General features: G+C 58.3%; 8 protein-coding genes and 1 tRNA gene. 3 read left to right on the top strand and 6 right to left on the bottom strand.

Annotated elements, in window-relative coordinates:
- The first annotated feature begins 27 nt into the window (after nt 1-27).
- Nucleotides 28-822 carry a methyltransferase domain-containing protein gene (locus G3I74_RS04010; RefSeq protein WP_164210304.1) on the top strand — a complete coding sequence of 265 codons (795 nt, stop codon included), beginning with the start codon at nt 28-30 and terminating at the stop codon, nt 820-822.
- Nucleotides 823-832: 10 nt separating this feature from the next.
- Here G3I74_RS04010 and G3I74_RS04005 read toward each other — a convergent pair whose 3' ends face one another.
- Both G3I74_RS04005 and G3I74_RS04000 read right to left on the bottom strand, forming a co-directional pair.
- Entirely contained in the window at nt 833-1,741 is a 909-nt protein-coding gene (locus G3I74_RS04005) for a diguanylate cyclase (RefSeq protein ID WP_164210303.1), read from the bottom strand.
- Nucleotides 1,742-1,983: 242 nt separating this feature from the next.
- Nucleotides 1,984-6,288: a hybrid sensor histidine kinase/response regulator transcription factor gene (locus G3I74_RS04000; protein WP_164210302.1), complete on the bottom strand. Its 4,305-nt coding sequence runs from the start codon at nt 6,286-6,288 to the stop codon at nt 1,984-1,986.
- Nucleotides 6,289-6,441: 153 nt separating this feature from the next.
- On the opposite strand from G3I74_RS04000, the gene G3I74_RS03995 reads away from it, so the two are divergent.
- Together G3I74_RS03995 and G3I74_RS03990 are read left to right on the top strand one after the other, a co-directional pair.
- The gene (locus G3I74_RS03995) at nt 6,442-6,774 is read left to right on the top strand and encodes a DUF3144 domain-containing protein (RefSeq protein ID WP_203594528.1); all 333 of its coding nucleotides are present in this window, start codon (nt 6,442-6,444) and stop codon (nt 6,772-6,774) included.
- Between the two features lie 8 nt (nt 6,775-6,782).
- Nucleotides 6,783-6,859, top strand: a tRNA-Ile gene (locus tag G3I74_RS03990).
- Between the two features lie 10 nt (nt 6,860-6,869).
- Here G3I74_RS03990 and G3I74_RS03985 read toward each other — a convergent pair.
- The 4 genes from G3I74_RS03985 to G3I74_RS03970 all read right to left on the bottom strand — a co-directional run bounded on the left by G3I74_RS03985 (nt 6,870) and on the right by G3I74_RS03970 (nt 12,978).
- Complete coding sequence (locus tag G3I74_RS03985) at nt 6,870-7,190, bottom strand: helix-turn-helix domain-containing protein (RefSeq protein WP_164210301.1); 321 nt, start codon at nt 7,188-7,190, stop codon at nt 6,870-6,872.
- Nucleotides 7,171-7,557 (bottom strand): type II toxin-antitoxin system RelE/ParE family toxin, encoded by a 387-nt coding sequence (locus G3I74_RS03980; protein WP_164210300.1) that lies wholly within the window; start codon nt 7,555-7,557, stop codon nt 7,171-7,173. The genes G3I74_RS03985 and G3I74_RS03980 overlap by 20 nt, the downstream gene beginning before the upstream one ends.
- A 538-nt stretch (nt 7,558-8,095) precedes the next feature.
- Nucleotides 8,096-9,472: a S8 family serine peptidase gene (locus tag G3I74_RS03975; RefSeq protein WP_164210299.1), complete on the bottom strand. Its 1,377-nt coding sequence runs from the start codon at nt 9,470-9,472 to the stop codon at nt 8,096-8,098.
- A gap of 698 nt (nt 9,473-10,170) precedes the next feature.
- Nucleotides 10,171-12,978 (bottom strand): hypothetical protein, encoded by a 2,808-nt coding sequence (locus G3I74_RS03970; RefSeq protein WP_164210298.1) that lies wholly within the window; start codon nt 12,976-12,978, stop codon nt 10,171-10,173.
- Nucleotides 12,979-13,515 lie beyond the last annotated feature (537 nt).

Raw genomic sequence — 13,515 nt, 5'->3', positions numbered from 1 at the left:
GCCAGTCCCGCATCCCCGTTCGCCGAGATGTCCGCAAGCCGCTTCGATCCTCTGGCCGCCGCCTACGACCAACACGCTGCCGTGGCCGAAGAAACCGGCCGGCGGCTGCTGGAGCGGCTCGACGGGCTGCGCTTCGAGCCCGCCCGGGTACTGGAGCTGGGCTGCGCCACCGGCAGGCAATGTCAGGCCCTGCACGAGCGCTTTGGGCGGGCACACGTGATCGGTCTGGACACTAGCAGCGCGATGCTCGCCCGGGCCCGGCGCCGGCGCGGCTGGTGGCGACCGCGCTTCGATCTGCTGCGGGCCGATCTGGAAGCCCTGCCGCTGGCCGACGCAAGCATGGATCTGGTCTACGTCAACCTGAGCCTGAACTGGTCGCATGATCCGCAGCGGGCCCTGGCCGGGATGCGGCGAATACTGCGCCCGGGTGGTCTGCTACTCGTCGCGCTGTTCGGTCCGGATACGCTCGACGAATCGGATCACAAGGCCGCGCTGGCGCTGCGGCTACTGCCCGATGTGCAGCAGCTGGGGGGCATGCTGGTCGCCGCCGGCTTCTCTGAGCCGGTGCTGGATACCGACTGGCTGACGACCACGCACTCTTCTCCGGCGGCGCTGGCCACCGAACTGCTGGGAACCGGCTTGCTCAATGACCAAAAGGGCAACGCCGAGTGGGCCGACGGCGGACCCAAGCAGGTCGCGGTTCGCTGGGAGGTCGTCTCGGCGTCGGCCTGGGCGCCCGAGCCGGGTCAGCCGATTCGTGGTGGGTTCGGAGAAGAGGCCAGCATCCCGGTCGGCAGCATCGGCGTGCGTCGCCGATCCTGAACCGCCAGACTCACGCCGCCCTGGAGCGCACGCTGTTGCGACCGGCGGTCTTGGCGTCGTAGAGATGGCTGTCGGCTTCGCCAAGCAGTTCACGGAACTCCGTCATCTGCGGCGTGGCTTCGGCCAGGCCGATGCTGATCGTGACTTCAAGGCGCTTTCCGCAATCGGTCAGAAACGATTCGTCGGCCACCCGCTGGCGCAGACGGTCACAGGCCTGGTGCGCCTCCTGCAGCGAGGTATCCGGCATGATCAGGGCAAACTCCTCACCCCCGATCCGGGCCAGCGTATCACCGGCCCGCAAGGCCTTGCCCAGGACCCGCGCCAGGTGAACCAGAACGGCGTCACCGGCCAGGTGCCCGATCTCGTCGTTGATCTGCTTGAACCAATCGATATCGATGATGGCCAGCACCAGCCGGGCGTCTGCAAGCCGCTGACTGCGGCGAAACTCTTCTTCCAGCACCTGCATTGCGTGAGCCCGGTTGTACATACCGGTCAGGCTGTCGCGGATCGAGCTTTCGTGCATTTCGGCCAGGTAATGCGCTTCGGGATTGTCGGGCCCGAGAAATTTCAGGACGGTCTTGCCGACCCGCAACTGATCACCGTCGCGAAGTTGGCGACGATCGATCACCTCATCGTTGACAAAGGTCCGGTTGGTCGAGCCGAGGTCTTCCACCCAGACCGACTGACCCTGCTGTGAAACCCGGCAGTGCGTGCGCGATACGCTGCGCGCGGCAATACGAAAATCGCTCTCGCTGCTGCGGCCGATGACCAGGGGCCCGCCGGAGATGTCCAGCCGCGCGCCCAGCCGCTCTCCCCGGATGACCACCAGAACCGGAGAACCGGTCGACAGCACTTCATCGGTAGGACAAAGCAGCACCGTATTCGGATCGGTCAGGCCTTCGCGGTTTCCAGCACTCATGCGCGAAGTATACGGCCCCGTGTCGAGAAAAAAAGGGCCGGCATCTTTTGCAGGATGCCGGCCCTTGCCCTCATCGGTTATGTCCCCCTCGCTGAAACCGGCCCGCCCGGCAAACCCCCGTAAGCGGGCGGCCGATGCTCAGCTGCCGAGACACAGGCAGTTTAGGGAACATGCATTTCTCGTGTTATCGCTGCGCGACAAGAGATTGTCAAAACGCGACAATCGACCTTGAAAGCGTCAGCTCAGGGGGTGTCGACGGGGCGGCCCTGCATCTTTCGCCATTCAGACGGTGGCATACCCTCGACCTGGCGAAAGACCTTGGTAAACGCCTGCGCGCTGGAAAAGCCGCAGTGGGCGGCGACATCCTTGATCGCGCGCCCGTTCTCACGCAGCATCGTTCTCGCCTTGCGCAGCCGATACTCCTGCAGGTAGCCGGCCGGTGTTCGATCCAGCAGCGACTTGAGCTTTCGCTGCAGTGTGCGCGCATCCACCAGGGCCGCGGCCGCCATGTCGGCGACCTTGATTTCGGGGTCGTCATGCTTGGCCTCCAGCCAGTCCTGCAGCCGCTTGAGCAACTCCCGGTCGCGCGTGCTGATGCTGTGTGCGGTCGCCGTGCCCGAGACATCATCCGACCGCCCGCCGCCGACCAGCTCGATACGCAAGTCCTCGCGCAGGCGCTTGCGGCGCTCCATCATGGCCATCAGGCGGGCGAGAAATTCGCGGGCGTCAAACGGCTTGGCAAGGAAATCGTCTGCCGCCAGCGAGAAACTGCGAACCCGGGTATCCCGATCGCGGCGCGCGGTCAACAGCATCACCGGAATATGGCTGGTCCGCAGATCCTGGCGCAGGCGCGCCAGCAGCTCGAAACCGTCCAGACCCGGCATCATGATGTCGCTGACGATCACGTCCGGCTGGACGGATCGGGCCGCCTTCAGGCCCGCCTCCCCGTCTGCGGCCTGGTGAACGCGCCACCCGGGAGCAAGCAACTCGCTCAGATAGTTGCGCATATCGGCATTGTCTTCGACCACCAGCACCCGGGGCATTGCTGCACCGGATTCGGCAACCGGCCGGACCGAAGAGGCGTTCGATACCGGCATCAGCGATTCAATCTCGCGGCTTCGCTCACCCTGGGCCAGCAATACCATGGGACCGGCCGCATGCGCTTCCCGCCATGCCGGCAGGCTCACCGTGAACCGGCTGCCGCGCCCCGGCTCACTATCGACGTAAACCTGGCCGCCGTTGGCCAGAGCAGCCTCCTTGACCAGCGCCAGACCGATCCCGGCGCCGTCGACCGCACCCTGCTCCGAGGCCGGGACCCGGTAGAAACGCTCGAAAATAGTGCCCTGCTCATTCTCCGGAATGCCTGGACCCGAGTCAGCAACGCTGAGGTCCACGCCATGCTCACCACCCTTGAGTTCGACGCGTACCTGGCCGCCGGCCGGCGTGAACTTCAGCGCATTGGTGAGGAGGTTGAGCAGAATCTTTTCGATCTGCTCCTGGTCGCAGCGCGTGCGCCAGCCGGGCTCGAAATCGGGCAGCAACTCGATTCCACGTTCTTCGGCGACCTGGCTGAAGGCGTCGACCGTCAATCGCACCATACGACCGATCGGCCAGGCCTGGCGAGAAGTCTCGCACTGCTCATAGCTCAAGCGCGAGAAATCCAGCAGCTGGTCGACCAGGCGCAGCAGGCGGCGCAGATACCGCCGCCCGGTGGCCAGCGTATCCGGACCCGGACCGTCGCGCTCGATGCGATCCAGGCTGGCCTTGACCAGGGTCAGCGGCGTTCGGAACTCGTGCGAGACATTGGCAAACAGCACGGTGCGCGCTTCCAGCGCCTGTTCGAGGTCGCGCGCCTGGCGCCGAATCAGCACTTGCTGCTCGGTCAGGGCCGCGGTGCGGGCGGCCACCTCTGACTCCAGGCCTCGCCTTCGCCGCAGATATGCCCCATACGTCCCGGCGGCGGCAAGCATCAGCAGCAATCCATATCCGGCCAGCGCCCACGACGTCGCCCAGGGCGGCGCGGCGACGCTGGCAGCCAACAAAACTTCATCGTCGGACCACACGCCGTCACTGTTACCGGCGCGGAGATGGAAACGATACTGGCCTGGCGGCAGGCTGGCGTAGCGCACCTGGCGGCGATTGCCGCCGTCGATCCAGTCCCCATCCACGCCCTCCAGGCGGAACGCGTAGCGCAGCCGTTGCGGATCCGAAAACTGCAGCCCGACGAACTTGATCTCAAGGTCGTTTTCATCGTGTCGCAGGCGAAGACGCGGCTGATCGGCACCGGCCAGATCCACGGTCTGGCCGTTGACCAGGACTTCCTGCAGGAGCACCCGCGGCGGTGGCTGCAGCGAATCGAAGCGATCCGGCCGAAACCGGTTGACACCGTTGATGCCGCCGAAATAGAACTCGCCGCGAGGGCTGACGTGGGCTACGGTACGATTGAACTCCAGGGCCTGCACACCGTCCAGCGGCGTGAAATGGCGCGCCCGACCGGTGGCCGGATTCCAGCGCATCAAACCGTTGTTCGTGCTCATCCAGAGTTCTCCACCCGGCTCGGGCACAATGGCATAGATCGTGTCGTCAATCAGCCCCGAGCTTTGGTCGAACCACTCGACTTCCGGTATCTTGGCACCGTCGTCCAAATCGCTCAGGCGCAAATGGCCAAGTCCGATTTCGCGGCCACCAATCCACCACCCTTGTGAGTGATGCGGCGCGATCGTGTGCAGATGATTTGAGCGAGTCGGGTGCAACTCCGCGGTCGAAAAAAAGACATCGCCACCGGCCTCGTCCGGAACAATAAACCCGAGACCCTCCACGCCGGCAACCAGCAAGTCACCCGTTTTCGCTTCCAGCAAATCAGAGACCAGCAGCTCCGGCAGGCGCTGCGGCCCAAGTCGCTGCAGATCGGCAGGCGTGTCACCGATCTCAAACTGCCAAACGCCCTCGGTCGTTCCAATCCACAAAGTCCGCCCGTCGCGCGCCAGCAGCAGTGAGCGTCCGATCCCGGCCACTCCGAGCGCATCGCGCAGCGAAAGCCGGCTCACGACCTGGTCGGAGCGGGCGTCAATCGCCACCAGGTAGCGATCACCCAGAGCCCAGACCAGGCCCCTTTCTGCGTCGGCAGCCAGCGACCAGATACGGTTTTCCGGCAGCCCCGACGGTGACGAATCAGCGGCGTGATAGCTGCGGTACCAGTCAAAAGACCCGTCAGAGGCCAGGCGCAGACGCCGTATACCCGCCCGATCCAGCGCCAGCCAGAGATCGGTATGACCGGCCATATTTGTTTCAACAATGCCACGCACCACGTTCTGACCCGCGAAAGGCATTGCGCTGGAGCTTGGGCGGGTTCTGTCCCAGATGTGACGAAAACGGGCGTTCTCGGGGGCGTGCCAGCCCACGCCGCCCAGGTTGGTCCCCACCCAAACCAGCCCCTGGCGGTCAATGAACAGCGAGATGGGGGCCCTGGGAATAGTCTGCGGCATACTGAAGGGGTTGGTCGGGTCATGTCCTAACAGGCGGATTTCTCCGGTTTCAGCGTCCATATGAGCCAGTCCGTACTGGCTGGCAAACCACAGATCCCCGTTGGGGTGCTGGTGCAGCGTCAGGCGTTGCCGTTCATTTTCGGCCGCGTCCAGGCGCCCGCCGTCAAACACGACCTCCAGGGAGCGATCTTCCGGTCGATACCGCAACAGGCGGGTCGGCGTCGGCAGCCAGACCAGCCCGTCGGCCGTCGACATCACCGCGTTGAAGCGATCATCGACCCCGCCTACGTCTTCGAGCGTGAGCTGCTCCAGAATCTCGAGACTGTTCGGGTCGATCAGCAGAAAAGCATGATCCGCCGCCACTGCAATGGCTCCGTCGGCGGTGATACTCATGGGGTTGAACATTCGAAATCCGGGGCTTTGTTCCAGCGGCAGAACCAGCTCCATGCGCTCGGCGACCTCGTCCAGGCGCCACAGTCCGACGGCATTGAAGACCCAGTAGCGTCCCTGGTGATCCAGCCCGCCAGAGCGCTCGGCCAACTGGCTGCGCGCCAGTTCCCGGGCGAACGGAATCCGGTGAATCTGCCCCGTGTCGGGACGCCATACCCGTACCCGCCCGTCGGCCGACAGAAACAGGCGTCCGTCGGGATGCTCGGCCACGATCTCGGTCAGCCCGGGCATCGCAAACCGCTCGGCATGGCCGGTACGGGTATCAAACCGGTTCAGTCCGCGTTCCGTGGTGACCCATAAGTGACCATCGTTGGCCAACTGAACATCGGTGATGAAGCTGTCGTTCAGCGTGGTCGGATCTTCCGGCTCGTGCCGAAAGGCGCGCACGCTGTAGCCATCGAACCGATCCAGCCCGTACTGCGTGCCAAACCAGAGGTAGCCATCGTTGCACTGGGCAATGCCCGAAATCGAAGACTGGGACAGGCCCTCGGTCACCGTCAACCGATCAAAGCGCACCTCGCCATCGGCGCGCAGGTGGTTCATCGACACCAGACCGAGCAGCAGTATCGCGCATCCCCACAGTCGAATAGCCGGCCGGGTCAAGGGGGTCATGCAGAAGATCAATCTCAGTCGCGGGAAATTATGCCGTCAAAACTGCACCGTCCGGCCGGCAAAGTCAACCAGTGCCCGGCGCCAGAGCCCACTGCTCAGGCGAGCCCATGGTATTCTGGTAGGCCATTCAGCACACGATCTTCAGGATCCTGCATGTCCGAAAAACAAAAGCAGATCGACGCCCACAACCAGGCAATGTCGGAGTTCATCCAGATGGCCAACTCCATGGTCAACGACAAGGGGTTCGACATGAAACTGGTCTCGGCCGCCCTGATGGCCGCCTCCGGTGTCTACGCCACCTTTACCGCGGCCGGCAACCAGGGCTTCCTGGCCCCCGGGGGCGTCGACCGCGTGGCCGACATGTACAAGAAAAACCTGTCCTATATCCAGCAGCGCAAAAAGCAGGAACTGGAAGAAAAAGGCCTCACGCCCAAACCCGTCGCCGAAGCCGCGGGCGAACAGGGCAAGACTTCCAGCGAAGAGTGAACATCCCCGGGCCCTTAGCTCAGTTGGTTAGAGCAGCCGACTCATAATCGGTAGGTCGCAGGTTCAAGTCCTGCAGGGCCCACCATCTTCCGGCTTTACAGCAGCGCCTCGAGCCCGTTCCGCTCGACCAGGTTCAGGAGCTTGAGAGAGGGGCCGCCAGGCTTTTTGTCACCGACTTCCCACTTCTGAACGGTCGAAAGACTTGTGTTCAGTACTGCGGCAAATACCGCCTGGCTTACGTGCGCCTTTTCGCGCAAGGCCTTGATCTTCTGCGGCGGCATTTCGTGAACGTCCAGATGGCACAGCGCCTCGAACTCGCCCATGCGACGTTTGCTGATCAGGCCTGCGTCATGCAGCCCGCACGCGGTCTCGTGCATCTCACTCAGAATTCGACTCTTACGCTTTGTTGTCGCCATTGATGATCTCCACAATTTCACCGGCAGACAGGGCAATCTCCAGCTGCCGATCTTCAAATGCAAGCAGCTCCTTGGCCAGTTCCTGGAGCACCTTCAGTTCATGCTTGCCAATGTTGGATCGCTCATTCTTGTTGAAGCCATACAGAAAGAACCAACGGCCCGCCGTTCTCATCGCAACGATGGTTCTGGCACCACCACGCTTGCCCTGACCCGATAATGCGACTCGCTGCTTTAGGAGATCGCCACCCAAAGTCGCATCCACGAGCCCTTCGCTCATTTCCTGGACTGCGGCCCAGAGCGCAGCGTCGGTCAACCCCAACTTTCTGGTCGAGCGGGCAAAAGTGCGGGTCTTGAAAACTCGCATCATTCCAATACTATACCACTCAGTGGGGTAACTTGCGCCCGCGAAGCCCTTCCGGCGGAAAAACTCACGCCCTCCTCGGGTGTCAGTACCAAAGCCATGTCCGGTGGGATGTATCCTGGCCAGTTGGCAGGCAGTCGAAGCAGTTTCCGAGCCTGCGCGCGCCGCATAATCGGTAGGTCGCAGGTTCAAGTCCTGCAGGGCCCACCATCTTATTGATTTCTATGGGTTTACCCGCCGGTTGACTCATAGACTGGGGGTCGGGTGGTCGCTCTAAACCCCGATACCACTAAAAACCTTCGCACCAGAGCTTCTGGATTGCACTCACTCGTGGTCTAGGGAGTCACTCTTTATCGTTTCGAAATAAGATGCGGGCACATCTACCAACGGTTCCTGTTTCGAACCTGGCCGCAATGGGAGGCCGTTTCTGCGCCTGTTTAGAATCTACCAGGAGTCTGCAGCGCTCAATTGCTCCATAAAAGACGAGGGGCACTCAGTACCCCTCGCCGAGCCTCTGCAAAAGCAACATTGATGAGGCTGGATCTTAGTTCAAACCCAACGTCTTGCCAACGTTGATTCTGCCTTTTCCGTAAAACTTGTCCGTACCCCGCTGGCCAAGGTCATCAGCACCCTTCTGGATAGCGGACTTTACCCGCCCGGGGCGACTACCGACATCCTCGGCTATCAAAGCAGCAAGTCCTGAAACATGAGGGGCTGACATGGAAGTGCCGGATATACCAAGGACGGAGTCGGGGCCACATGAGAAAGGAAGGACAAAACTCGTAGTGGTGCAAGCAGCCCAGACTGAACCCCCGGTGTTTCCACCGGGTGCGGCCACCGAGATAGATGAGCGCCCAAAGTTTGTATAGTCCGCAGGCGCATCGACTTCGAACCAGGGGCCAGTCTCCCCTTCTGATGAAGTCGGGCCGGTCGCGGATACGCAGATAACACCAGGAGCGTCGCAGTAGCTCGCGAAAATATTCCCATTCTTGTCAAGATCCGTCGCTGCATTACCTGCCGACACGACCATCGTCGAGCCATTTCTACGTGCATAGTTGAAGATGTTGTTGATGAAGCCAACGAAACGACCATTGCCTGCTTTGGGGAATCCACCACCCAGGCTGAGGTTGACGACGTCGGCCCCGTTGTCAACAGCGTGCAGAATGCCTGAGATCACGGCAGCAAAAGAACAGGAGAAGTCGGTAAATGTGCAGACTTTTACGCCCATCAAGGTCGGCTTTGAGGTGACACCTGCTGCAACGATAGAGTTTGAAACTGCTGTTGCAGCAACGTGTGTCCCGTGGAAGTGCAGATCAGCAATCAGGTTCCTGTCTGGGAAGAAAGCCTGCGCGAACAGGTCGTCAATTTCTACAAACGAGACTGATCGCGACAAATCAACCCGTCCCTGAAGATCCAAGTGCTGATAGTCAATTCCCGTATCGAGAATAGCGACTGTCACATCCGGAGAGCCTGTTCTACCAGCCTCCCACGCGGTCTCGGCAGAGATCGCCGGCATGTTCCACTGCAGCAGCGGATAAAAGAAAGCCTGTGATGGATCATCCGGACTGAAAACTTCGGGCGACTCAATCGCATCAGTGAATTGTGGTTCATCGGCCGAGAACCACTGGTCACCTTGAACGTCAGTGACACCCCTAACGGCTGTAAGCGATTCTGCCGAAATCGAATCCAGTCCACGGGCGAATACAAACCCAATGTCATGGGAGAAAACGACCTCAGCTCCAGCGTCTTCAATTGCCGCAAGCAGCTGGGTGCTGGGTGCACCCTTCGTTAGAATCATGTGCTGAGGCTGCGCCGAGAAGGGCATTGAGCTGGCCTGCGCCGCATCGGACCCTGGCACCATACTTAGCAACCCAGTCAGGGCTGCCGCAAAGAATACTTTCGCGTTCAATAAACGTATCACAGGTTGAATCTCCTCGGTAAGTGTAATGGTTTAACCGCAAAACCACACAAGCATTTTCACCCGCCCCTAATCAGATCGCTAAGCGGTCAAGGCTCCCGAACCTAACTAGAAACACAATTTTCCAGTACCAATGCCACATTCGCATCGTCGCGCATTCCGCAAGCAACTCAAGCCCTCACGCTCTCGATGAAAAAAAGAGAGCGCAACCTGCCCGCGTGCGCAGTGAAGATTCAGTCATAGCCGCGAAGATTTTGTGAAAGCGATTCGTAAAATCATCAACAGATTAGGTTGACTGGGGAGCTGGGATCGAAAAGGTTATAGAAAGAGACAGGCCGATTCATGCGGGCAACTCGCAGGTTCGAGTCCTGCAGTTCCACACAGCTTATTGATTTATGGACTTTTAATACCAGCGTGACCCATAGACTGGGGGTCGGGTAGTCGCGTGACTTGGTTCCGTGGACCTGTCGTGGCGCCCACAGATTTCCCGAGCTTTGTCAAACTGAGCCGCACGACCTAATCAAGCTAACAGGCCACCAGCATCGGCTCGGCCGGCTCTCTCCCTTTATAGACACCGGCAATACGGGTAGTAATATGTGCATTGCGTCACGTTTGCGTGGCGTGAACGAGAGTCCGTTTCGGTAGTCTTCGTGCCCAAAGTGGAGCGTCGTGACGTCAATCCATTTCCACGCTGTCCGGGCTTAGTTGGCCGGGTTCAGCACAGCCTGACAAACCGGATCAATCTGAAGAGGTTCTTGAAATCTATGTCCGCTGAAGCTCGAGGCGGGTCCGAATTTCACTCTGTTGGCGTAGACCGCCCCCTCTAATCGCGTCCCTTCATCGAAGTTAAGCGAAGCGAGGGGGGCGAGAATCGTCGCCTGCACGAGACTTGAGCGGAAAATCTGCGGCTTGCGTCCAGAATAGTCAATCAGTACATCTCGCGTCGAACCGTTTTCCACAAGAAAGGCTAGATCTCTCACGGGAAGCATTAACCATTCATTGAGATTCAGATTTATTGGCCCGAGCGCAACATCAAAATTCACAATGGCGCCATCGCCTTCAATTCTGAGGCTTCCAACATCATAGATTCCTGCAGAGAGAATTAGCAGCCCTCCCCGCTCTACCATCACTTCTTCATACTGCCCTGGAGGAAGATTAATCTCAGTTCCTTCTTTTACTTCAATCTTAGGCGCACGCCTGATATTTGCAGAACTGACGCTCGGCTTGTCGAAAGTGGATACACACATTGAGCCGACACTTTTGGCGCCATTGAGTATGAGGTTTGTTCCTCGACCATTGCCCCTGAAGTTTCGCCCCAGCTGTAGATAATCAGCCTCCAAGACGCTCTGCGTGATTTGTAGGTCGCGCGCGATATGCAGATCTCCAATTATCCTGAGATCTTCTGACGGCTTTCCTCTGTAAGGCAATACTTGGAGATCCTTACCCGTACCCAAATTTCCGGCAGACAATCCCAAGCTTCTAGCCAAGTCAACGCCCTCCCAGCCATACACCGTAAAGTCAGAGAGCTCATCGATCACAGCGGCTCCAAGATCGACCGGCGAAACAATAGGGTCAGATCGGTTCGTCTGTGTGCATTGATCGAACCCGTCAGTTACCGCAGTACCGATCGGACTCACACCGGTGGCCGATGAGGTTGCGAAATAATCAACCGTTCCAAAGCAACCGTCTTCAAGGACTTCCGAAACTTCCGGCTTTACTTTAACGAGCATTTTGATGGTGGATTGCTGCCCAATCTCCATAGTATTTCCTTGGGCCAGCAAATTCGTATCTTCATTGCCATCAAAAGTCTCATTCTTCTCTAAGTCAGGGCTGTCAACACACAGAACCTCGAAGCTCTGTGCTGACCCAAACGTCTCGGAGAAATCTCGGAATATCTGCAGCTGATTGAGGACAACATCCCCACCGTTACTAACATCAAGCCTATAAACAATACCTCGTTCGCCGCGCCCAAGATTCAAAGAATCGGTCACATCGAAGCGAACGATGTCAAGAATCGGTTTCTCGGGGTCCAGGAAGAAAGGCGTTTGGCTGCTTATGTTGAAACTCTCAAGCTCAAAACGATGATGCTCAATTTTCTTGGGAGAACCCGGAATCTGACTTTTACCAAGATCCAGTTCGAGTAGCGTCTCGTTGACCAAACCCGGGACGTTTAGTTGAAGCGCCCTAGCTTCGAGAGACTGAATGTAATCTTGCTGGCTCTGCGTTGTAAACGGTCCAGCCAATTCAAAAATATTGGCAACTCCAGTGGGATCTTGAAGCGCTTGAGGATAGCGAACCTGCAGCCGCTCACCCGGGCTCATTCGAATGACTTTCCCAAACCCGGAGGCAACGAGTGCCCCTTCAGCAGAAAATACCTGCCACTCCATTTCGGTGTCCAACACAGCATCAAACTCAGGCAGCGCGTCAAACTGGTAATGCGTCCTCTGGTTAACACTCAATGTCGGAGCAATGTCCCCTAGGTCTAGCGAACCCAGCCCTGAGCCAAGGCTTAAGCTTGTCGGAACACCGGTCGCAACGTCGATCAATGAAACAAGATCAAAGCCTACCTCTGCAATATCATCTGTGGCGCCTGATACTTTGAGACGATCGCCCCCGTCTTCGGCATTAAAACTTAACGCACCGGACCTGACATCTCTAAACTCACCCGCAACCTCAGGCAGACTGACTGGGTTAGTGGGAAGATCAGGTGTTGCAATGGTGACTTTGCCGGGTTCAAAAGTAGCAATTGTTTTCGCTATTGAATTGTTCTCAATTAGAGTCTGCGCGACCTGCAAAAGGGTTCTTGTGCCACCAGGAGCAGTACAGCCAAGAAGTGTTGCGACATCAGCACCCTCTTCGAAAGCGTCTTCGCAGAAGTTGAGCAAAGCTGGAAGAGATAGATCTGGCAGGTCAAGAAGTGTCAGGGACTGGAGGCCAGAGTTAAAGCGCCTGCGCTTTCCAGCACACCCAACACCTGGCAGATCGACTCCCAAACAAACGCTGACACTTAAGCCGATCTCTACTCCAATTCTTAAATCATCAGCGATTGGTCCCACCTCTAAATTGTAGAAGGCTGGCTCTACCTCCATCCAGGGGTTACCATTCACCCGTGTTGTGGAGACATCTACGAAGTCCCCACACGCAAATGTGTTCGGAGCCGGCAGAGTAATTGGGACGGTAAGCGGATAATCGATCTTTAGCCCTGATTTACCCACGGAATTCACTTCAAAGTAGCCCCCGACGTCGCCTAATAGGCCAAACCGGAATGTGGGCTCGACACTAAGACCAAAGAAGTCGCCTACTTCATTGGCGACATCGATTAGCCAGCCCGGAACACCTAGTCCGATGTCATTTTCTAGGATGTTGACTATGAAAGACGTTGCGATTTTGTTAGCGTCAGGCTGTCGAGCTCCTTCACTTATGGGGCGCCTGTATTCAACTCGGCTTTTATGCCCAATTCTGGGATTCGGATCAAGCACAATGCCCTGCTGATCTGTCTTAAAGATCATGCTCTGCTCGATGATTTGAGTATCACCTCGACTCTGTGCGACTGCAGGTGAGGTGGTTTGCAGCAGTCCTGATAGGAGCAGGACACTGACGATAATTCCCCTAAAGCACATCCCTCTAAACACTAGTCTCTCCCAGGGTCAAATGCGCACACAGCAGCAGCGAGTGTGAAATATATCACCTTTTTACTCTACTTTTCTTCACACTTCGCTGTCAAATCCGTCAACGCCCATGGCCCATGAGACTCCAGCCGCGCGTCGAACTGCCAGCTAAGCCATTGACCTGGAAGATTCTTTTGTCGGAATTAACCTACTTCTTGGAGCAAGGTCGATCAGGGTTCGAGGTTCGGTAAAACAAACCGATTTCCGGTCGTGGACTTAGAACCGCCAACCTGGCGCCCCGCCGAACTTGACGTTCGGAATAGGATCGGTTTTCGGAAACTAAGGAACATCTGAACAATGGCGTTTTACAGCCACCATCGGCGTGATTAGCCTAGAAGCGGCATTTCCGGTCGTTTGTTTTGGCATTTTTCGTTTCCT

This window comes from Wenzhouxiangella limi, assembly GCF_010499265.1.
In the GTDB taxonomy this organism is placed as follows: Bacteria; Pseudomonadota; Gammaproteobacteria; order Xanthomonadales; family Wenzhouxiangellaceae; genus Wenzhouxiangella; species Wenzhouxiangella limi.
The sequence above is the reverse complement of the archived record's forward strand: the minus strand, read 5'-3'. Positions and strand labels throughout refer to the sequence as shown.

Bases quoted from the DNA above. Each gene is read 5' to 3' on its own strand.
- G3I74_RS04010 (WP_164210304.1), top strand. From the start codon at position 28: ATGTCCGCAAGCCGCTTCGATCCTCTGGCCGCCGCCTACGACCAACAC.
- G3I74_RS04005 (WP_164210303.1), bottom strand. From the start codon at position 1,741: ATGAGTGCTGGAAACCGCGAAGGCCTGACCGATCCGAATACGGTGCTG.
- G3I74_RS04000 (WP_164210302.1), bottom strand. From the start codon at position 6,288: ATGACCCCCTTGACCCGGCCGGCTATTCGACTGTGGGGATGCGCGATA.
- G3I74_RS03995 (WP_203594528.1), top strand. From the start codon at position 6,442: ATGTCCGAAAAACAAAAGCAGATCGACGCCCACAACCAGGCAATGTCG.
- G3I74_RS03985 (WP_164210301.1), bottom strand. From the start codon at position 7,190: ATGGCGACAACAAAGCGTAAGAGTCGAATTCTGAGTGAGATGCACGAG.
- G3I74_RS03980 (WP_164210300.1), bottom strand. From the start codon at position 7,557: ATGATGCGAGTTTTCAAGACCCGCACTTTTGCCCGCTCGACCAGAAAG.
- G3I74_RS03970 (WP_164210298.1), bottom strand. From the start codon at position 12,978: ATGATCTTTAAGACAGATCAGCAGGGCATTGTGCTTGATCCGAATCCC.